Here is a 20,442-nt window from a genome sequence, read left to right on the forward strand (position 1 = left end):
TCAGTACATTAGTTTACTAAATAGTTGCCGGCAGTATCCAGCGAAAAAGCCGCATTTACGAGTGTGGCGGCAAAATTACTGCCACCGCGTTTTTCTTCAATTATCACGTAGGGCAGGGTCAGCATCTTCAGGCGTTCTTTTGACTCAATCACATTTACAAAACCAACAGGTGCACCGATGATCCCTGCAGGATGAATCAAGCCCTGTCTTACCTGATCTGCAATTTCAATCAATGCCGTAGGGGCATTTCCAATCACAAACAGTGCTTCGGGATACAGTTTAGCTGCAAGTTTAATACCAGCTTGTGAGCGTGTGAGACCTTCTTCTGCTGCCAGGGCCAATGTTTCCTCAGAATTGAGCATACAGATCACCTGGTTGCCATACTGTTCAGTAAAAGCCCTGGTAATTCCTGCCTGAACCATTGTTACATCGGTTACAATCGTACCGCCCTGTACCAGGTAATCATGCATAAAAGTGATAGCCTTATCTGAAGTGCTGAGGTATTTGATATAGTCAGTATCGCCAGAGGTATGGATGCAGCGGATCGCTGCCCATAGAAAATCCCTTGGGTATTTCTCTGTTTCCAGCTGGCCAATGATTTCCCGGAAACTTTCCTGCTGGATTTCCAGACCGGTTTCAGGTTTCCGGTTTAAGTATCCTCTTGGCGTTACCAGGTGGTTTTTATATTGGAAAGTCTGGCTGTTTCCGATCACCACCAGACTAAACATATCTACATCTTCGGTATTTAAATCTGCCAGGGTAGTCAGCGTAATTTTTTCTTCAGGTCTGCCCAGCTGGTAACAGATTGCTACCGGCGTTTCCGGGGATCTGTGTAAAAGGAAAATTGCTTTCAGTTTATTCAGCTGCCAGTATCTCTTCACACTTTTAGGGTTGTAAACAGAGGTAACGAAATCGCCCCATGCTGCTGCCTCAATACGTTTCTGTATTGTTTTCCAGGGGGTCATCAGGTCTGACAGGGAGATACAGCAGAAATCGTGACCCAGAACTGCCCCCAGCTTACTTCCTGCTGCCACGAAAGCAGAAATTCCGGGAATAGTTTCCAGTGAGATATCCTCGCCCGAAGCTGCCGCTTTCTGGTAAACAATAGAGGCCATGGAATAAATCCCGGCATCTCCCGAACCAATCACGACTACGCTGTATCCTTCTATAGCTTTTTCTATAGCGATCTCTGCTCTTTTTTCTTCCTCGCTCAGTTCTTTACCGATACAAACCGTGCCCTCCTTTATCAGGCCGGTGATAAACTGAAAGTAATAATGGTAACCAATGATTATATCGGCCTCCTGTATCGCTTTTTGGGCAACAGGTAAGAGATAATCATGGCCTCCTGGCCCAATACCAATAACTTTGATCATTTTTTAATAATTAATAAAGAGAAATACGGAATTTCTCTGTGCGCTAATGCCGCAATATCGGCAGTAATATATTCATCCGCTGTGCCTAAACGCTCACAGTAGTAGTATTTCCAGTTTTTTGCCAGTAAGCCGGGATATAATTCTTTCCAGCCCATTCTGATTTTCATAAGGATGATTGTATCTGCATCTTCAAATGCGTGCTCAATTTCCCTTACGTCGCCTGCCAAAGGCAATACAGCCAGTTTTTCCTGCTGCAAACACAGGGGAACCTGGTGTCTGGCCGCAGCGAGAGAAAAAGAATTTACGCCGGGGATCAGCTCTATACTTATATTTTCCGATTGCAGTTTCTCCAGCAAATAGGAGAAAGAAGCGTAGAAACTCAGGTCACCTTCACAGACTATACTTACTTTTTTACCTTCTTTATACGCAGCAAGTAACTGAATAACGGTTTCGCGGTAAGTGACTTCAGCAGCACTTCTGTCCATTCCCATGCTCAGAAAGAAACCCTGTAATTTATCCTGGTCCAGTGCATAGTGATCCAGCATCGGGCGAACATAACTGTCTTTTCTACCCTCTTTGGAAATAGAACCGGGATAAAAAATCAGATCCGATACTTTTAAAATCTGAAGTCCTTTTACTGTGATCAGGTCCGGATCTCCGGGGCCCAACGAAATGCCATAAATTTTATTCACTTACTGCTGCTGATTAGTTCTGCTGAGGCTGTAAAACTAATTATTAATTGTCTATAAGCAATGCAAACCAATCGATAAACGATTTTGCGTCTCATCTTGAGGAATCGTTAACTAAAAGTATCACAACATAATTAAAATCTTTTGTTTAACTATTATATTACAGAATTTGAACATTAAAGATCCTATCTTTGAATAACCGGCGTATGGTGTCATTTTTAATGATCAAACAATAATATACACACCCGCGTTGTACCAAGAATTATAATCCAATCTTAAGATGCTGAGTTTAAATGTATACATCGAAAGTGGTATATTGGAATTGTTCGTATTAGATCTGCTAAGTGAGGCAGAACGGGCGGATGTTCTGGATATGCTATTACAATTTCCCGTTCTTGAGAAGGAACTGCAGGAAATTGAATCTGCACTGCAGATGTATGCAACTTCAGTGGCCATTGAAGCCCCCACATCTTTGAAAGCACAAATAGAAAATACTATTGCCGATGCCGCCAAAGAAAAAAACATGGATCTGGAACACCTTACATTAATCAGCGAACACTCTGATTACCAGAACTGGCTGCGCCTGGTTACCGAATATTTTCCGCAGGCTTTTGAAACAGATAACTTTTCTCAGGTGCTTAGGGATGAAAATGGCATCTCGCAGGTTTTGGTAGTTACCAAGACGAACATTGGTGAAGAAACACATGATGACGTTTATGAAAGCTTCCTGATCTTGCAGGGTCAGTGCAGATGTACCGTAGGCGGAAATACTTTTTATCTGAATTCCGGAGGCTTTACACAGATTCCACTCCACGAAATTCATGATGTGGAAATTACCTCTTCTTCGCCAGTTATGGCCATCGCACAGTACGTTTCTGCCGGGTTGTAATTAGACAAATGAATTTATGTGCTTATTTTTATGATTAAATTTGATGGTTAAGTTCAAAAGTCGTAACATTGCACCACTGAAAGAAAAAGGGTTGTAAAATCTTTATTCTCCGGTAAAAAACCAGTACTCCTTCTTAGCTCAGCTGGTTAGAGCATCTGACTGTTAATCAGAGGGTCGCTGGTTCGAGCCCAGCAGAGGGAGCCCAAGGGCAAGCACGGTAAAACGGTAGCTTGCCCTATTTTTTTGCCCTAATTTAATTCTGAAGTTTTCTCAGATCCGAAGGATTCTGCTGAGTAGCATTTTTAAAAAACCTGCTGAAGTGGCCTGCATCGGTAAAACCCAGTTCATAGGCGATTTCCTTTGCAGATAAGCTGGTGTAGTAAAAAAGTCTTTTTGCCTCCATAATAATCCTTTCCTGTATCATAGCTGAAGGCGGGCTATACCCGTACTGGGTAAATATGCGGGTTAGTGTTTTCGGAGTTTTATTTAGCTTACTGGCATAATATTGCACCTGGTGCTCCTTACTATAATTCTGATCTACCAGAAGATTAAACTGTCTGATGAGGTCAAATTTCTCCTCTTCGTAAACCTTGCCGCTAAGGTACTGCTCTTTGGCAAGCCGGGTGACGATAATGACCAGACGTTTGACCAGCATCTGCAGCATATCCGTCTGAGTGGTGTCTACTGTATCAAATTCTTCGATAAACATCTGCTGCAGCACACGGAGCTTTTCGCGGTGATCTTCATCCAGCCGGAGGAACAGGTTACCGCTGTAACCATGAAAGAGCATTCCAAGACAGCTTATTTCAAAGTAACTGTCTGTCAGGCAATAAAAATTGCGGCTGTACTGCCATGAGGTAATCAGTTCCGGTTTTTCAAAGCTGAAGATCTGACCCGACAACAGGGGGATCAGTCCGTAAGGCTCAAACTGATGGCTTACGCCATTGATTACCATCTCCTGGCTTTCTGAACCGTTCAGGTTAATCGTCAGCAAAAATTCATCCTCTTTTTTTCCGCCGGAAAAATGCGCCGGGGAACTCTCCTGGTGATTAAATATCAGCTTGCCCTTAGTCTTTGGGGATATATGTATCAGGTGCATCGGATTCTATTCTGCTGTTTTTATGAAAGCTTTAAGATTTCTACGCAAAGCTACAGCTTTCTCATTTACATGTATATCTGAATAGTCATTCTATTATCAAATTGGCATCCGGGGAAAATTCGTCAAGCCTTTGAGAAAATTATCCATTTTTTATGAAAGATAGTTGAGGCACCTTTGACTAACAAATAAAAACAAAAAACAATCAAAATGAAAACGATAAAATTTCTAACATTAGCGGCAGTAGTTGTATTCAGTACTTTTACCTCATACGCTCAGAAATCAGTTAAACCTACCATTATCTTTGTTCACGGGATCTGGGCAGACGGTTCATCCTTCAACAACCAGATCACCGCCTTACAGGCTAAAGGATATCCGGTGATTTCAGTGCAGAACCCAATCACTTCACTGGCTGATGATGTTGCAGCAACAAAAAGCGCTATAGCCAAAGCTAAAGGAAACGTTATCCTGGTAGGACACTCCTGGGGTGGCTTTGTGATTTCACAGGCAGGAAATGATCCTAAGGTAGTAGGATTAGTTTTTGTAGCTGCTCTTGCTCCTGAACTTGGCGAAACACTGCCATCACTTTCGGCAAAAGGCCCTGCAGTTGAACTGAGTAAATATTTTGAGCCTTCAAACGGATTTATTTACCTGACTCAGGAAGGCGTAAAAACAGCGTTTGCACAGGATTTGCCAGAAAAAGAACAAAACCTGATCTTTGCTACCCAGGGACCTGCAGTACAAAGTGTTTTTGCTGATCAAAGCGGAGAGCCAGCATGGAAAACCAAAGCAAGCTGGTATATCGTAGCAAAAAGCGACAGGGCAATACACCCTGACCTGGAACGTATGATGGCGAAAAGGATCAATGCCAAAACAACAGAAATCGAAGCCAGTCACGTAGTGATGCTTTCACACCCAAAAGAAGTAACCAGCATCATCGAAGAAGCTGCAAACTCAGCAAAATAAGCTCACTGCAAAAATGATAAAAGCGGCATCCATCCGGATTGCCGCTTTTTTATCATCACTATTAACTGAACTAAAAAATTTTACTGCTACTTTGCTGTCCCTGCAGAAGCAATCACCGCACCGCAGTCGAGCATGTTTTTCGGGAAGTAAGGATTCCTGATCTCCTTTGCATCACTGATCCATACCTTATTTGCCATCGGGCAGCGCTGCTCGTACAATACTGTTTTTTCCGGAGTCACTTTATCAATGATCGTCCACATTCCTTCAGAAAGTTCTGCCATGTACTGGCGTTGCTTATTGATCGAATGCGTATCAGCCATCTGCTGTGCAAGTACTTTAAGTTTTCCACGCATAGCGGTCGCAGCATTCATTTCCTCCAATGGGAGTTTTTTGAATTTAAACTGTCCCAGTGCGGCAGAAAGTCTGGTGATCATATTTTTTGTCTCATTATAATGCCGCCAATTGATAGTCGTTCTTCCAGTGCACAATCTCATTGTTATACAAGGCCTGGTTAGCGAGATGAACGCAAATAGCAGTTTTGGCGCCTGTATATATATTGGAATCCGGCAGTGTGCCTGTACCTATTTTTTCGTAAAAATCATTTAAAGCATACCAGGTGCCGTCCCTTGTCGGATCAGGAAGTATAGGGATTCCACCTTCTTTATCCCAGCTGATCTTTGTTGCGCCGGTTACGCCATCAACCAGACCTTTTTCTTTTGGCAAGCCCTTCTCAGGGTAAAAAATCCCCCTGTCGGTAAGTAAAGACACTGTCCCTTTTGTTCCCTTGATCTTAAAGAGATAACCATCGCGGCTGTTGCCACAGGTAGCGCCGAAATTTCCCACCATATTCTGATCCGGATAACGCAGTATGACCTGTACGTTATCATAGGTTTCGCGGCCATCTTTATAAACATCGATCCCCCCGGTTGCCATAAATTCTGTAGGATGGGTATCAAAAGCCCAGTTGATAAAATCAATCTGGTGTGATAAAAGTTCAGCTATCAGGCCGCCAGAATATTCCTTGTACATGCGCCAGTTGATTTGCCTTTCCAGCGCAGGGTCAGGCACCGGTCTTCGCCAGCTGGCATTGCGGTCCCAACGGCAGTCAACCTGACTTACTTTACCCAGATAATCTTTACTGATCATATCTTTTACCCTGTAATAAAGTGGGGAATAACGATACTGATGCCCTACCTGTACAACCTGTTTTGGCCGGCTTTTTACCAGTTTCACCAGATCCAGTGCCTGCTGTATATTGTAGGTCATTGTTTTTTCCAGATACAAATGTTTGCCTGCTTTGAGGACGTCAACTGCTACAGGATAGTGCATATTCAGCGGGACAGCAACTACCACTGCATCTATAAGCGCAGCATCCAGCAATTGCCGGTGATCTTTATATGCGGTGTAATTCTGATTCTTTGAAAAATTCCGTGTTTCATCCAGGCGCATGTCAAGTACATCACATATAGCCGTTACTTTAAACTTATCCGGAAACTGATCAATTATTCTGATAATTCCCTTGCCCCTGTCACCACATCCAATAACGCCAATATTGATCACATGACCGGCGCTCTTAGCAAAAAGATCCGCCTGATTTGCCCATAGTCCGCCTGCTATCAGCCCGGCATTTTTCACGAAAGTTCTTCTTTCCATCTGTTCAGTATATATCAAAAGCTTTATCTTTTGGCAAAGTCGCCAGCCATAGTGTTTAACCGTCCTGTACTTAAAGTTCCGGCACCATTACTGATGACTACGCGGTACCTGAAGGTAACAGATTCACCTTTTTTCAGGCTTAGATTTTTGGTCGAAGCACCATTCGTAAATATCTTTTCGCCCAGGGGATTTGCGGCGAACAGTCCATACCCCCTTGCATGCCAGAAGGTCGGATAGTTGGGATTTTTAGGATGATCGATAATGGCGACGCTCACCGAGTCTGCCCCCATCTTGCCATAGACCTTACACCATGAACCGCGTGTACTCCAGACTGCATCACCTGTTTTGCCTTCACTGCTCAGGTAATTACCTGTGGGTATCTTATCTGTTCCTCCTTTTACAATGGTTTCAATTCCTTTACTGTCCGTAAACTTTTCATCTTTAACACTCGGCATCTGTAATTCATGTGCAAGCCGCAAACCCAACATACCGTCCTTTGCATCAGTAAAAACTGCATCCTGTGCTGCCTTTAGGGTTGTTACCCTGTCAATTACACGCTGGCTTGCATTACCACTAAATTCTAGGCGGGTGGTTTCTTCCAGTATAACTTCCTTCGCCTGGTTCGTCCAGTTTGCATGGTAAGCCAATATGCCCTTTGTACCATTTTTTGTTTCAGTGATCCTGTCAGTACGGATCCATCCATATTCTGACTTCTTAGCTGCCGGAATGGCGTATGAATTATTCCAGAAATCCAGTCCGTTGAGGTTCTCAAAGTTAAACCACAAACCTATATGGTGGGGATGATCAGTAGGGTCGTCTGGTTTGGGATCCAGGGGGAAGCCGCGGGTGACAGGTGTACCCCCGGCCGTTACCAGCGGGTAAAGAACAGGTTTTTCCAACGTATCGGGATACATCAGCGTTGTAAATAATTCACCATTCATCAGTACATCCACTTTTTTCTGCTGATCAGATTTTTTAAACGTAACTGTTGCTTCCTGCGCAAAGGAGGCAGAAGAAACTATTGCCGCAAAGGCCAGGCTGCCTAACATTTTAAGTTTGACCATCATATCAGTATTTAAAGATCTTCCCGTTAACCATTACTTCCTGCGTTTTTTCATCAAACGTTGCCTTTGCTCCTGTATGTGCAGCGGCAGTGGTCATGATATTAGCTATACTATGGCTGTAACCTGCTTCTACCGGTGCATTTGGTTGTTTTCGGCTGCGGATACATTCCATCCAGTTCCGAATGTGGTTAGAGGTCAGTTTATCCCCGCCTGTATTTGCCGATGCCACTACCTGTTCGGAGTTGTCGAGACTGATTTCGGGCAGCAGATTAGCCTGCATCTTCATGGCCGCAGCCATCTTTTCGGTTAACCCTCCCTTCGGGGATATTTTATTGGTGATCAGATTGAGCTCACCGCCATTGGAATAATAGATTTCGGCAGGATGTTCGTCACCGTTGTGCATGCGTGAACCAAATGTCACCTGGAATCCCTGCGAAAGGTCATCCAGCGGCCCATAATCGAAAGCCGCTAAGATAGTATCCCAGTTGCGGCGCCCATCTTTCCACTGGTAAATCCCCCCGTTGGCAACTACGCTCCGCGGATGTTTCAGTCCGGTAAACCAGTGCACAGTATCAATCTGATGGCTCATCCACTGCCCCGGTAAACCGGATGAATAGGGCCAGAACAGGCGGTACTCCAGATAGATCCTGGGATCAAACTTTTCGTATGGACGGTTAATGAGAAAGCGTTTCCAATCGGTATCCTGTTCCTTTAATACATTCAGTAAGTCAGGACGGCGCCAGCGACCGGGCTGGTTTACGTTCCAGGTAAGTTCTACCATTGTGATCGGCCCGAAATTACCGGATTTGATAAAGTGGTTAGCCGCATGGTAGTTGCTCCCGCTCCTGCGCTGCGAGCCAATCTGAACAATTTTACCGGTCTCCTTTACCGCTTTCAGTGCAGCTCTATTGTCTTCCATTGTTTCAGCAAAAGGCTTCTCAACGTATGCATCACAGCCTGCCCTTACCGCTTCGATTGTATGGTGGGCATGCTGGAAATCCGCTGTACCTATAAAAACAGCGTCTACGCTTTTGCTGCTGTAGAGTTCGTCATTGTTGCGGAAGGCTTTCACATCATTCTGCATTTTATCCTTCCACATTGCAGCACCTTCTTCCCGCCGGCGTTTCCAGATGTCAGATACGGCAACAATCTCAAAATTCAGCTCCTTGTAATGGTTCATAAAACAAGGCATGTGTGAACTGCGGTGCCTGTCTGAGAACCCGACAACACCTACCTGTACACGGTCATTGGCACCAATAATACGTTTATAACTTTTAGCACTCCAGCTGGTTTTTGGAAGCATTGCGCTCAATCCGGCTACTGATGCGAGCCTGATGAAATTACGACGAGAATTCTCCATCATATACGAAGGTTTAATATTTGGTTACACTATACTTGCTTAATGGCCCATAGAGCCGCCTAACGACCTAAATATCGGCATATTAATACAAATAACATATAGGTAAATCAATTTAACCGACGTAAAATAAGAGATACAAAAAAACCCCTTTTCTCTTGCAAGAAAAGGGGTTTAATTTGCTCCCTCTGCTGGGCTCGAACCAGCGACCCTCTGATTAACAGTCAGATGCTCTAACCAGCTGAGCTAAGAAGGAGTACTCTGGTTATCCTGAAACGCGCTTTTTGCTTCAATAAAGAACATAAAGTGTTGTTCGTTTTGGGAATGCAATATTAGGGCTTTTAAATTATTTATGCAATATTTGCAGAGAAAAATATCAAAAAAATTTTAAAATAAAATATATGAGCCTGATAATCATAGGGACTGTAGCATTTGACGCTATTGAAACTCCCTTCGGAAAGACTGATAAGATCGTTGGTGGCGCTGCTACCTATGCAAGTTTAGCTGCTTCCTACTTCTATAAAAACGTAAAAATAGTAGCTGTAGTTGGAGACGACTTCCATCAGGACGATATTGATACCTTTACCACACATGGTATCGATACGGAAGGCTTACAGATCAAGGCAGGTGAAAAATCTTTCTTCTGGTCTGGAAAATACCACAATGACATGAACAGCCGGGATACCCTTGTTACGGAATTAAATGTTCTGGCCGATTTCGATCCGGTTATCCCTGAGAGCTACCAGGACTGCGAATTCCTGATGCTGGGAAATCTTACCCCCCAGGTACAGCAAACAGTAATAAAACGTCTTAAAAACAGGCCTAAACTGGTTGTTCTGGATACAATGAACTTCTGGATGGATGTTGCCATGGACGATTTGCTGGAAACGTTGAAATTAGTAGATGTCCTGACTATTAACGACGAGGAAGCAAGACAACTGTCAGGCGAGTACTCTTTAGTGAAAGCAGCTAAAAAAATCCTTACCATGGGCCCTAAATACCTGATCATTAAAAAAGGTGAACACGGTGCTTTATTGTTCCATGAAGATCAGATCTTCTCTGCTCCGGCTTTGCCTTTGGCAGAAGTTTTTGACCCGACTGGCGCCGGAGACACCTTTGCTGGTGGCTTTATAGGATACCTGGCGAAAGTTGGTACCGTGAATTTCAATAACATGAAAAATGCACTCATCTTTGGCTCTGCACTGGCATCTTTCTGTGTAGAGAAATTTGGTACTGAGAAAATCGTGAACCTGACAGATGAAGAAGTTGCTGCACGTGTACAGCAATTCGTAAATCTGAGCACATTTACCATCGAAGCTTAATTGAATAAAATAAAAAAGAGGCAGTGTTTTAAAAGACTGCCTCTTTTTTATGTTTTAAGTTTAGCAACAGGTGTAAACTTTTCAAATACACCCTCCGTATGTGGTGCATCTGCCAGTTCATCTGTCAGGTCCTGCCCAGCCCAGTGTTCGTAATGTTTCCCATTTCTCCATAACCTGCTCTCTCCCACATCATAGATCAGGCCCTTATAGGCAACCCAGACCTGCGGCTTATCCTGGCCGTTGCGTAAAGCCAGCTGCTGTTTTGTATATTCCGGCAAATCCATCAATTGCGTGCCCTGCTTTTAAACAGCTCAAAAAGGTAAATACTCAGCAGTAACATAGACATGAAATAAAAATGGCTCTCAAACGGGATATGTGAAAGGTTAAAGTTCAGCGTTTCTTCAGTAGTATACTGGATCACAGGAACAGAGGTCAGTACGCTATAAACACTATAAAAGAGGATCAGAGAAACCAGGAACGCACGGTAAAACCGGTACATAAACCTGATCTTATTTACATACTCAATATAGAGCAGAAATACCAGCAGGATGGAAAAGGTAAAGACCGTAAACAGCTTCTGATGCCCAAAATATAACATCGCAATACACACGCCCAGCATAATATTACTCAGGGCCAGACTGTACTTCTCCAGTGTATTATCAGGATAACTAATATTCAGGAAAAGGTAAACCGCCAGTCCGCTAAGGGGCAATAAAAAGGATAAAAGCAGCTCCTCTGCCGGTAGCTCCCATAATGTCATACCGCTCAGGTAAGGCGGATTATAAACAATGACCTTCAGCTGGGTCAGAAATTCCGTAGGTACAGAAAAAGCAAAAACGTTGATTAAAAGGGCAAGGATGATGAATTTACTCTGGCTGGCAAAATTCAATTGTTTCCTGGAAAACAGCAGGACTGAAAACAGAAGTAGCCCGAGGTCTACAAACAGGTAGGTATAGTTCATTGATGTTTTACGTGTATTCTTCTATGGAAAGCCAAAAATAGACTTTTGATCTGAAAATCAGCTAACAAAAAAAGCGACTGGTCATTACAACCTGTCGCTTTTCTAGTGGTAAACCGGACCTTAAAGGATCTCAGTTCCCAGAATTTCTTTTGAATACGTTTTCAGATATTTCTTCAGTATCTGACGGGCCACATGGATTCTTGTTTTTACTGTTCCGATAGGAATTTCCAGCATATCTGCAATCTCATGGTATTTATAGCCTTCAAAATATTTTACAAACGGCACATGGTACTCAGGTTGCAGCGTGGCTAAAGCCTTGTTGATATCCCCAATAACAAATTTGCTGTCAATTGTATTTTTTGTAGCACTGTAGTGAAGATTTGCAGATGAAATGTCTTCTGATTTCGTGATCAGTGCATTTGTTTTAACCAAACGTCTGTAGTTATTGATAAAGGTATTCTTCATGATGGTAAACAACCATCCTTTCAGATTTGTACCATCTTTGAATTTGCTATAGTAAGTAACCGCTTTAAGCATCGTGTCCTGAACAAGATCGTTGGCATCTTCAATATCTTTAGTAAAATTTAAAGCAAATGACTGCAAAGAAACCGAGTGGTTATGGAGCTGGAGGTTAAATTCATTTTTTGTCATAGTCTTTCAAGTTTTTAAGGTTAAAGAGCAAACAAACAGGAGGATAGAGTGGCGTCGTCTGTTTGTTTAATCTTGCTTGCTAAGCTTAATACAACATATGTACCAAAAAATCAATTCATAGGCTTAAGAAATAAAATGCTGCTGTGGCATTATATTTAAATCAATTGTCACAAAATATTTACCTCACGCTCCAGTTTTACACCAAATTTTGCTGCTACAGTGTCTATGATCTTTTCCGAAAAACTATACACTTCTGCCCCTGTAGCCTGGCCGTGATTGACCAGTACCAGCGCCTGGTTCTTCCATGTACCCGTGTTTCCCTCTACAATACCCTTGAAACCACAGGACTCAATGAGCCAGCCGGCAGCCAGTTTTACTTTGGTTTTTCCAGCAGGATAACTGATGAGATCGGGAAAAGTTTTAATAATCTGCTCGAATTCAGCCTTTTCAACAATCGGGTTTTTAAAGAAACTACCGGCATTCCCTATAGTTGAAGGATCAGGCAATTTACTTACCCTGATTTCTGCAACGATCTTAGAGATATCTGCAATCGTCGGGCGTCTGATCCCCCTGTCTGCAAGAACAGCCTGTATCGCCCCGTATTGCGAATTGATCCTGGCCTGGGTATTCAGTCTGAAGGTTACCCCTGTAATCACATACTGTCCTTTCAGTTCATTCTTGAAGATACTGTCGCGGTAAGCAAAATGGCATTCTGCAAAATCAAAACTTTTCAGCTTACCTGAAGCGATCTCAAAAGCAGTACAGGAATGAAACACATCCTTTAGTTCTACCCCATAGGCACCAATGTTCTGTATGGGCGATGCTCCTACAGTACCAGGAATGAGGCTTAAGTTTTCCATTCCGGCAAAATCCTGCTCAACACAGTAGTTCACAAGATCGTTCCATACTATCCCTGCACCCGCTGTAACCAGCACCTGGTCTTCATTTTCAGGCGACCGTGCTGCTGTAATCCCGGGGATACTTACTTTAAGTACCAGTCCCCCGAAATCTTTAGTAAAAAGCATATTACTGCCCCCACCAAGTACCAGTAACCTGCTCTCTTTAAAAACAGGCAGCAGGCTGAGTTCGCGCAGGTCTTCTTCATTGAATATTTCGGCAAAGAAACGTGCTTTCACATCGATACCAAAAGTGTTATAGGCTTTCAGGGATATATTTTCCTTTAATAAATACATAGGGGCAAAGGGTTATTTCAGGGCAAATGTAGATATATTCATACTGAAATTTTTCATTATCGTTTGAATGTAATTGTTATGCCATGTAATAAATATGTTAAGTGAAATATTTAATATTTTTGCATATTTTACGTCCGATTATAACCCTATTTAAGCCGTTACACTACTTGTAAAAAAGCAAGCCTGATTCACATGGAAAATCAAGATAAAAAAAGACTTTTGATCATAGATGCCGCACTAAAACGATTCGCACACTACGGACTGGCCAAAACAACCATGACAGAGATTGCGAAAGACATTTCTTTTTCAAAAGCCTTACTTTATTATTATTTCCCTGATAAACTGAGCCTGTATGTCAGCGTGATCGAAAACATGATGCACACCCTGAGCAGGGACCTGATCAAATCCGTTGATAAAACCTCTACTGCAACTGAGGGCATCCTGATGCTGCTGCAAAAAAGACAGGCTTTTATCCAGAAGTACTACAAGCTCATTGAATACACCCAGATGATAGGCCCTGAGCTTCCGGAGGCATTGTATGAAAAATTCACCCGTGCCAGGGCTTTTGAACTTAAGATCATTACCGAACTTTTAAGCAAAGGCAATCAGTCGGGCGAACTTGCAGTAGAAGACATCCCGTTCACCACAGAAATATTTGTTGAAGCCGTCTCCGGTATTCATTTCAACATCCTCACCCGTGCCAGGCACCTCTTTCCGGGCAAGGAAGAATTCAAATTGATCTTTCTCAAAGAAAAACGGTTCGCAGAAATCTTTTTGGCTGGTTTAAAGCCAGTTAACAAGTCATAGAAATGTCATATAACTTCTCATATCCCCAATAGTGGGGATAATGTTTTTTAATGCAGAATGCTTGCTATATTTTTGACTATACATAGGATAAAGTCAAAAGGTAAAAAAGTAGAATGTTAGAAACTGATAAAAAGAGGGAACTGATTATAGAGGGTGCGATTAAGCGTTTTATCCATTTTGGTATTCACAAAACAACGATGAATGAGATTGCAGATGACCTGTCTGTGTCCAAGCCATCATTATATTATTATTTTCCGGACAAAACCAGCCTCATACTCGGGGTAATGGAAAAGATTTTCGACGATTATTTTAACGTCTTACATAAAGACCAGAAACTTGGGATTCCTTTAGAAACTACCCTGTTAAATATCATCGAAATCAAGCATAAATTCTTTCTCCGGTACTATATGCTCCACCTCTCCTACGGAAATCCTGATTCTTCATTAAGTTCTGTAGAATTAAAAAACTATCTTGAATCCATGATGGCCCGAAACCTGAAGTTTCATGAAAGTGTATTTGAAATCGCGGTAGCCAACAAAGAGATAGCGCCCCAGGATGATATTCCTAAAATTGCAGAACTGTATCTGTCCTGTCAGTCGGGCCTCACCTCCCTTTGTATAATGCACGGAAACAAAGAGCTCTTTCCCGGTAAAAAAGAACTCAAACTCATGAAAGAAAAGCAGGTTAGCCTGTCCAGAATATTTATTAAAGGACTTAAAAATTAAACAGCCCTCATACCAGAAAACCAAATATGATTAAACCAGTAAAATCAATTCCTGTCTTATGGCTCTGCCTGTTGGTTTCCACCATCGTCAATGCCCAGCAGCCGCTTACCCTAAAAGATGCGCTGAATTTTGCAATCGAAAATAACGCAACGGCGAGGAAATCGAGGCTCGATATCGACGGCGGTAAATTTAAAACCCAGGAAGTCCGCTCACAGGCCCTTCCACAGGTTACCGGGAATGCATCTCTCACCTACAATGCTATTATCGGCCAGCTTGTTTTTGGTGATCAGGCATTTGTGCTAGGAAGAAAATGGAACGACAACGCGGGTGTACAGCTGAGCCAGCAGTTATTTAACCAGACCGTCTTCACCGGTTTGAAAGCAGCCAGAACCAGCGAAAGTTATTACAACCTTACTGCTGAGTTTACAGATGAGCAGATCATTGAACTGGTTGCCAACAACTACTATCAGGTACTGGTCAGCAGACAGCAGCTCAATGTGATTGATACCAATATCAAAAACGTTAAAGTGGTGGAGAAAATTATCAGTAACCAGTACTCCAACGGACTGGCCAAAAAGATTGATGTAGACCGCATCAAGGTAAACCTGACCAACCTGCAGACGCAGCGCGAACAGACCATCAATGCTGTGGTTCAACTGGAAAACCAGCTGAAGTTTTCCATGGGTATGCCTGTAGCTACCGTGATTAATGTACCGCCGGATGAACTTAAAAAAGTAGAAACCCTGCCTCAGATGGCAGATACGATCAATATTGCCGGAAGAATAGAAATGCGTTTGTTAAACGTACAGCGAGAATTGTATACGCTGCAGCGTAAAGCTTATGTGGCAGAATATTATCCTTCCCTTTCGCTTACCGGCAACCTTTCCGTTACCGGGCAGAGTGACAAGTTCGACCTCTTTAATAAAAGCGGTTCAGCATTCTACTACAATGCTTCGGCCATCGGCCTGACGTTGAAGGTGCCGATATTTAATGGTTTTGCCACACGTTCCAGAATCCGCCAGGCAAATGTTGATATCCTGAAAGCAGATGTGGACATTAAAGAGCGGTCCAACTCGCTTAACCTGGCCTACGAGAATGCCAAGATCCAGCTGAAGAACAATATCAATACGATCAGGGCCCAGCGCCAGAATGTTACCCTGGCACAGGAAATTTATAACAGTACCCAAAACAACTACAATAACGGACTTGCTGCATTAACGGATCTGCTGGATACCGAAAATGCACTTACCGAAGCACAGAACAGTTATACCCAGGCCTTATTGAATTATAAGATTGCCGAAATCCAATTAATCAAATCTAACGGAAATATAAAATCACTATTAAAATGAAAAGAGGAATTATAACAGTCGTTCTAATTATAGTTGTTATCGGGGTAATCGCCTGGGTACTGAACAGCAACAAAAAGAAAAATGACGCGCAGACAGCATTGGTTTCTCAGGGAGGCGGCGCCATCAGCGTACGTATTGCCACAGTGAAAAAAGAACCCGTTGATTTAGACTTTACTGCCAATGGCAACTTTGCACCTAAACAGGAACTGAATTTTTTATCTGAAAATGCAGGACGCGTAAATGCGATCTATGTGGATGAAGGCGACCATGTTAAAAAAGGACAGGTGATTGCCCGCATTGATGCGGAAATTATAAATACCGACAGGGAAACGGCTCAGGCTACGCTCGATAATGCCATCAAAGATGAAGCAAGATATGCAAGTTCTTTCAGCACAGGCGGAGTAACGCAGCAGCAACTGGACCAGGCTAAACTGGCCACCAGAAATGCCCGGTTAAGATTGCAGAGCTCTGCGCGCAGGGTGAGTGATGCGAACATCAAATCTCCTATCAACGGTATCGTTAATAAAAGATACATCGAGGTTGGCGCCTTCGTAAATGCACAGGGAACCCAGATGTTTGAGCTGGTTGACGTTTCTACGCTCAAGTTAAAAGTAAATGTAAATGAAAGTCAGGTAGCAAACCTCAGGGTGGGCGACAAAGTGCAGATCAAATCTAATGTTTTCCCGGCAGATAATTTCTCCGGAAAGATCAGTTTCATCGCTGCCAAAGCCGATGGAACCCTGAACTTCCCGATAGAGATTGAAGTGCAGAACAACCACACCAACACAATTAAAGCCGGAATGTACGGTACTGCGATCTTCAAATTCCCTGCGCAGGCACCAGCAATCACTATTCCCCGCGGTGCATTTGTGGGCAGTGTAAGCAGCAACCAGATCTTTGTGCTCGAAAATGGAAATACTGCCAGGATCCGTAAAGTAATTGCCGGCAGAACGATTAACGATCAGGTAGAGATTCTCGACGGACTGAAAGAAGGTGAAACTGCAATCATCAGCGGACAAATCAATTTGGTGGACGGAAGTCCGGTTACGGCTATTAAATAATTTATAGATGAACCCGACATGATTTTAATCATCAAAGGCTCCATCTGACAAATAAATATCAATATAGAAATTAGATGAAACTAACAGAAATATCCATCAAAAGACCTTCCCTTGTTATCGTGGTTTTTACCGTGCTGACACTGATGGGCTTATTGAGCTACTTCTCTCTCAGTTATGAGTTGCTGCCCAAATTCTCCAACAACGTGGTCTCCATTTCTACAATCTACCCCGGAGCCTCTCCAAGTGAGGTGGAAAATACAGTTACGAAGAAAATAGAGGACGCGGTATCCTCTATGGAGAATATCAAAAAACTAAATGCTGTATCCTATGAAAGCCTTTCGGTAGTGACTATCACGCTGAATGACAAGGCCAATGTGGATCTTTCCCTTAATGAGGCACAGCGTAAGGTCAACTCCATTCTGGCCGATCTGCCAACGGACGTAAAAACTCCTTCCTTAAACAAGTTCTCCCTGGATGACCTGCCGGTAATTACCATGTCTGCCTCGGCAAGAATGGATGATGCTGCATTTTATGACCTGATTGATAAACGTATCGCTCCGATTATCTCCCGCGTAACAGGTGTTGCGCAGGTAAACCTTGTTGGCGGACAGGAAAGAGAGATCGAAGTATCCCTGGATGCAGGGAAACTTCAGGGATATGGGTTGTCTGTACCGCAGGTTCAGCAATCGATCCTCACCTCCAATCTGGATTTCCCTACCGGTAGTGTAAAAACACAGGAACAGGACATCCTGATCCGTTTATCCGGTAAATATAAAAACGTAGATGAACTGCGGAACCTGGTTGTCAGCACAGGAAAAGACGGCGCACAAATCCGCCTCGGCGATATTGCGGATGTCAGGGATGCACAGAAGGAAGTTGAAAAACTTGCACGTATCGACCGTAAAGGAGCAATCGCTGTACAGATCATCAAACAGTCAGATGCCAACGCCGTAGAAGTAAGTAAAGGCGTACATAAAGCGATTGACAAACTGATGCAGGATTACAAATCCAACGACCTCAAGATCGTCATCGCAAATGACAGCTCTATTTTTACACTGGAATCTGCAGATGCGGTAATTCACGATTTGGTACTGGCGATTATCCTGGTAGCATTTGTGATGCTTTTCTTCCTGCACAGTATCCGGAATGCACTGATAGTAATGGTATCTATTCCTGCCTCACTGATTGCAACTTTTATCGGCATGAGCCTGCTGGGTTACACCCTCAACCTGATGTCCCTGCTGGGATTGTCACTGGTAGTAGGTATCCTGGTGGATGATGCGATCGTGGTACTGGAGAACATCTACCGCCACATGGAAATGGGCAAAAACAAGGTGCGTGCAGCATACGATGCAACCAGTGAAATCGGTTTTACGGTAGTATCCATCACCCTCGTAATTGTGGTGGTATTCTTCCCTATCGCGATCAGCACCGGTCTGGTGTCCAATATCCTCCGCCAGTTCTGCGTAGTGGTAATTATCGCTACCCTTCTTTCCCTGTTCTCTTCATTTACTATTGTGCCGCTCCTTTCTTCACGTTTTGGTAAACTTGAAAAGATAGAAGGCAAAAATATATTCGGAAAATTCATCCTGTGGTTCGAAGCCCAGCTGCGTAAATTCACCATCTGGATCACCAGCATCCTTACCTGGTCGCTCGCCAACAAAGGAAAAACAATCCTGTTGGTGGTGGTGCTTTTCTTAGGTTCATGCAGTTTGATCCCTATGGGATATATCGGGACAGAGTTTTTCCCAAAAAGTGATAAAGGCGAATTCCTGGTGCAGGTAGAGCTGCCTAAAGATGCTTCTATCGAGCAGACCAACCTGATCACCCAAAAAGCTGAGGCCTTTTTATCAAAGAAACCTGAGATTATACAGCTGATTACCACTGTAGGACAATCAAGTGGCGACTTCGGGGCATCCCAGGCTACAGCGTACAAATCCGAGATCAACGTAAAACTGGTAGAACGCGATAAACGCGCCGATAACTCCAGTATCTACGCCACAAAGGTGAGCCGTGAGCTGGCCCGGTACCTGGTAGGTGCCAAAGTAAAAACGGTTCCGATCAGTATTCTGGGGATTGCAGAAAATGCCCCTATTGAGCTGGTTGTAATGGGTTCAGATCTGGACAGCGCTATGAAATATGCTGAGGGTGCCAAAGCGGTACTGGCAAAAATCAAAGGATCTGCTGAGCTTAAACTTTCTGTAGAAGGCGGTAGCCCGGAGATTAACGTTCAGGTAGACCGTGATAAAATGGCTGCCCTGGGACTGACCTTACAAACCGTAGGTGCAACAATGCAGACAGCCTTTAGCGGTAATACCGATGGTAAATTCCGTAAAGGAGAATATGAATACGATATCAACATCCGTTACCAGGACTTCAACCGTAAGAATATCGACGATGTAAGTAACCTGATTTTTGTAAACAGCGAGGGCAAACAGGTTAAACTGACCCAGTTTGCAGCGATCACTCAGGGTGCCGGGCCAAGTCAGCTGGAACGAAGGGATAAAAGTACATCAGTATCAGTACGTGCACAATCTATCGGCCGCCCAACAGGTACAATCGTTGCAGAATTCCAGCAGCAGTTGCTTGATCTTGAGAAATCCGGTAAACTGAGAAAACCGGTGGGCGTAAGTTATGTATGGGCAGGTGATGCAGAAAACCAGGGAGATGGATTTGGTACCCTTGGTATTGCCCTGCTGGCTTCCATCATACTGGTATACCTGATTATGGTTGCGCTCTACGACAGTTTCGTGTACCCCTTTGTTGTGATGTTCTCCATCCCGCTATCGGTTATCGGGGCGCTGCTGGCCCTATCATTAACCAATAATGCACTGAACATCTTCACGATTCTGGGACTCATCATGCTGATTGGTCTGGTAGCTAAAAACGCGATTATCCTGGTCGATTTTACAAACCAGATGAAGGCCGAAGGGAAAACAACCCATGAAGCGCTGATCCTGGCCAACCATGCGCGTTTACGCCCTATTTTGATGACAACAATCGCCATGGTCATCGGTATGATGCCGATCGCACTGGCAAGCGGTGCAGGTGCCGAATGGAAAAACGGTCTCGCCTGGGTAATTATTGGCGGTTTGCTCAGTTCACTGTTCCTTACCCTGATAGTTGTACCGGTGATGTACCAGATCTTCGACCGTATGCTGGATCGCTTTGGATTCAATAAAAAGGGCATTACGATCGATGAACTGATGGTTCAGCCCTACGATCACAAAGAAGTGAAAGAATACGATTTAGATCATCAGCACTAAAAGATTTACTATATATTGCA

General features: G+C 43.5%; 19 protein-coding genes and 2 tRNA genes. 9 read left to right on the forward strand and 12 right to left on the reverse strand.

Annotation, left to right across the window (positions count from 1 at the left end):
- Positions 1 to 8: 8 nt before the first annotated feature.
- Positions 9 to 1,373: a precorrin-3B C(17)-methyltransferase gene (gene cobJ, locus ABWY16_RS08145; protein ID WP_353904149.1), complete on the reverse strand. Its 1,365-nt coding sequence runs from the start codon at positions 1,371 to 1,373 to the stop codon at positions 9 to 11.
- A complete protein-coding gene (cobI, locus tag ABWY16_RS08150) occupies positions 1,370 to 2,065 on the reverse strand; it encodes a precorrin-2 C(20)-methyltransferase (protein ID WP_353904150.1) in 696 nt (231 codons plus the stop codon). Before cobI ends, cobJ begins: the two co-directional genes overlap by 4 nt.
- A gap of 277 nt (positions 2,066 to 2,342) precedes the next feature.
- Between cobI and ABWY16_RS08155 the strand changes: the two genes are divergently transcribed.
- Positions 2,343 to 2,951: a cupin domain-containing protein gene (locus ABWY16_RS08155; RefSeq protein WP_353904151.1), complete on the forward strand. Its 609-nt coding sequence runs from the start codon at positions 2,343 to 2,345 to the stop codon at positions 2,949 to 2,951.
- A gap of 127 nt (positions 2,952 to 3,078) precedes the next feature.
- Positions 3,079 to 3,152: transfer RNA gene (locus tag ABWY16_RS08160), tRNA-Asn, on the forward strand.
- Positions 3,153 to 3,204: 52 nt separating this feature from the next.
- On the opposite strand, the gene ABWY16_RS08165 is transcribed toward ABWY16_RS08160, so the two are convergent.
- Positions 3,205 to 4,050, reverse strand: a complete 846-nt coding sequence (locus ABWY16_RS08165) for an AraC family transcriptional regulator (RefSeq protein WP_353904152.1) — start codon at positions 4,048 to 4,050, stop codon at positions 3,205 to 3,207.
- A 207-nt stretch (positions 4,051 to 4,257) separates the two neighbouring features.
- On the opposite strand from ABWY16_RS08165, the gene ABWY16_RS08170 reads away from it, so the two are divergent.
- Positions 4,258 to 5,013, forward strand: a complete 756-nt coding sequence (locus ABWY16_RS08170; RefSeq protein ID WP_353904153.1) for an alpha/beta hydrolase — start codon at positions 4,258 to 4,260, stop codon at positions 5,011 to 5,013.
- Between the two features lie 86 nt (positions 5,014 to 5,099).
- Here ABWY16_RS08170 and ABWY16_RS08175 read toward each other — a convergent pair whose 3' ends face one another.
- The 5 genes from ABWY16_RS08175 to ABWY16_RS08195 form a co-directional block, all read right to left on the reverse strand.
- A complete protein-coding gene (locus ABWY16_RS08175; protein ID WP_353904154.1) occupies positions 5,100 to 5,447 on the reverse strand; it encodes a DUF3347 domain-containing protein in 348 nt (115 codons plus the stop codon).
- 13 nt (positions 5,448 to 5,460) lie between these two features.
- Positions 5,461 to 6,666 (reverse strand): Gfo/Idh/MocA family protein, encoded by a 1,206-nt coding sequence (locus tag ABWY16_RS08180; RefSeq protein WP_353904155.1) that lies wholly within the window; start codon positions 6,664 to 6,666, stop codon positions 5,461 to 5,463.
- Between the two features lie 23 nt (positions 6,667 to 6,689).
- Entirely contained in the window at positions 6,690 to 7,733 is a 1,044-nt protein-coding gene (locus ABWY16_RS08185; RefSeq protein WP_353904156.1) for a DUF6807 domain-containing protein, read from the reverse strand.
- 1 nt (position 7,734) lies between these two features.
- A complete protein-coding gene (locus tag ABWY16_RS08190; protein WP_353904218.1) occupies positions 7,735 to 9,090 on the reverse strand; it encodes a Gfo/Idh/MocA family protein in 1,356 nt (451 codons plus the stop codon).
- Between the two features lie 179 nt (positions 9,091 to 9,269).
- Positions 9,270 to 9,343 (reverse strand) — tRNA-Asn (locus tag ABWY16_RS08195).
- Between the two features lie 145 nt (positions 9,344 to 9,488).
- Here ABWY16_RS08195 and ABWY16_RS08200 point away from each other — a divergent pair.
- Positions 9,489 to 10,409 carry a PfkB family carbohydrate kinase gene (locus tag ABWY16_RS08200; protein ID WP_353904157.1) on the forward strand — a complete coding sequence of 307 codons (921 nt, stop codon included), beginning with the start codon at positions 9,489 to 9,491 and terminating at the stop codon, positions 10,407 to 10,409.
- Between the two features lie 47 nt (positions 10,410 to 10,456).
- On the opposite strand, the gene ABWY16_RS08205 is transcribed toward ABWY16_RS08200, so the two are convergent.
- The 4 genes from ABWY16_RS08205 to murB all read right to left on the reverse strand — a co-directional run bounded on the left by ABWY16_RS08205 (position 10,457) and on the right by murB (position 13,214).
- Entirely contained in the window at positions 10,457 to 10,693 is a 237-nt protein-coding gene (locus ABWY16_RS08205) for a cytochrome b5 domain-containing protein (RefSeq protein WP_353904158.1), read from the reverse strand.
- The gene (locus ABWY16_RS08210) at positions 10,693 to 11,370 is read right to left on the reverse strand and encodes a lycopene cyclase domain-containing protein (protein WP_353904159.1); all 678 of its coding nucleotides are present in this window, start codon (positions 11,368 to 11,370) and stop codon (positions 10,693 to 10,695) included. Before ABWY16_RS08210 ends, ABWY16_RS08205 begins: the two co-directional genes overlap by 1 nt.
- A gap of 120 nt (positions 11,371 to 11,490) precedes the next feature.
- Positions 11,491 to 12,021 (reverse strand): RNA polymerase sigma factor, encoded by a 531-nt coding sequence (locus ABWY16_RS08215; protein ID WP_142527296.1) that lies wholly within the window; start codon positions 12,019 to 12,021, stop codon positions 11,491 to 11,493.
- Between the two features lie 167 nt (positions 12,022 to 12,188).
- Positions 12,189 to 13,214 carry a UDP-N-acetylmuramate dehydrogenase gene (murB, locus tag ABWY16_RS08220; protein ID WP_353904160.1) on the reverse strand — a complete coding sequence of 342 codons (1,026 nt, stop codon included), beginning with the start codon at positions 13,212 to 13,214 and terminating at the stop codon, positions 12,189 to 12,191.
- A 192-nt stretch (positions 13,215 to 13,406) separates the two neighbouring features.
- Here murB and ABWY16_RS08225 point away from each other — a divergent pair, with 192 nt between their 5' ends.
- The 5 genes from ABWY16_RS08225 (at position 13,407) to ABWY16_RS08245 (ending at position 20,422) form a co-directional block, all read left to right on the forward strand.
- Positions 13,407 to 14,021, forward strand: a complete 615-nt coding sequence (locus ABWY16_RS08225; protein WP_353904161.1) for a TetR/AcrR family transcriptional regulator — start codon at positions 13,407 to 13,409, stop codon at positions 14,019 to 14,021.
- 113 nt (positions 14,022 to 14,134) lie between these two features.
- Positions 14,135 to 14,746, forward strand: a complete 612-nt coding sequence (locus ABWY16_RS08230; RefSeq protein WP_353904162.1) for a TetR/AcrR family transcriptional regulator — start codon at positions 14,135 to 14,137, stop codon at positions 14,744 to 14,746.
- A 26-nt stretch (positions 14,747 to 14,772) separates the two neighbouring features.
- On the forward strand, positions 14,773 to 16,095 hold the full coding sequence (locus ABWY16_RS08235) for a TolC family protein (protein WP_353904163.1): 1,323 nt from the start codon (positions 14,773 to 14,775) through the stop codon (positions 16,093 to 16,095).
- Positions 16,092 to 17,156, forward strand: a complete 1,065-nt coding sequence (locus ABWY16_RS08240; RefSeq protein WP_353904164.1) for an efflux RND transporter periplasmic adaptor subunit — start codon at positions 16,092 to 16,094, stop codon at positions 17,154 to 17,156. The genes ABWY16_RS08235 and ABWY16_RS08240 overlap by 4 nt, the downstream gene beginning before the upstream one ends.
- Positions 17,157 to 17,230: 74 nt before the next feature.
- Positions 17,231 to 20,422 carry an efflux RND transporter permease subunit gene (locus ABWY16_RS08245; protein WP_353904165.1) on the forward strand — a complete coding sequence of 1,064 codons (3,192 nt, stop codon included), beginning with the start codon at positions 17,231 to 17,233 and terminating at the stop codon, positions 20,420 to 20,422.
- The last annotated feature ends 20 nt before the right edge of the window (positions 20,423 to 20,442 follow it).

Source organism: Pedobacter sp., from assembly GCF_040513095.1.
Lineage (GTDB): Bacteria > Bacteroidota > Bacteroidia > Sphingobacteriales > Sphingobacteriaceae > Pedobacter.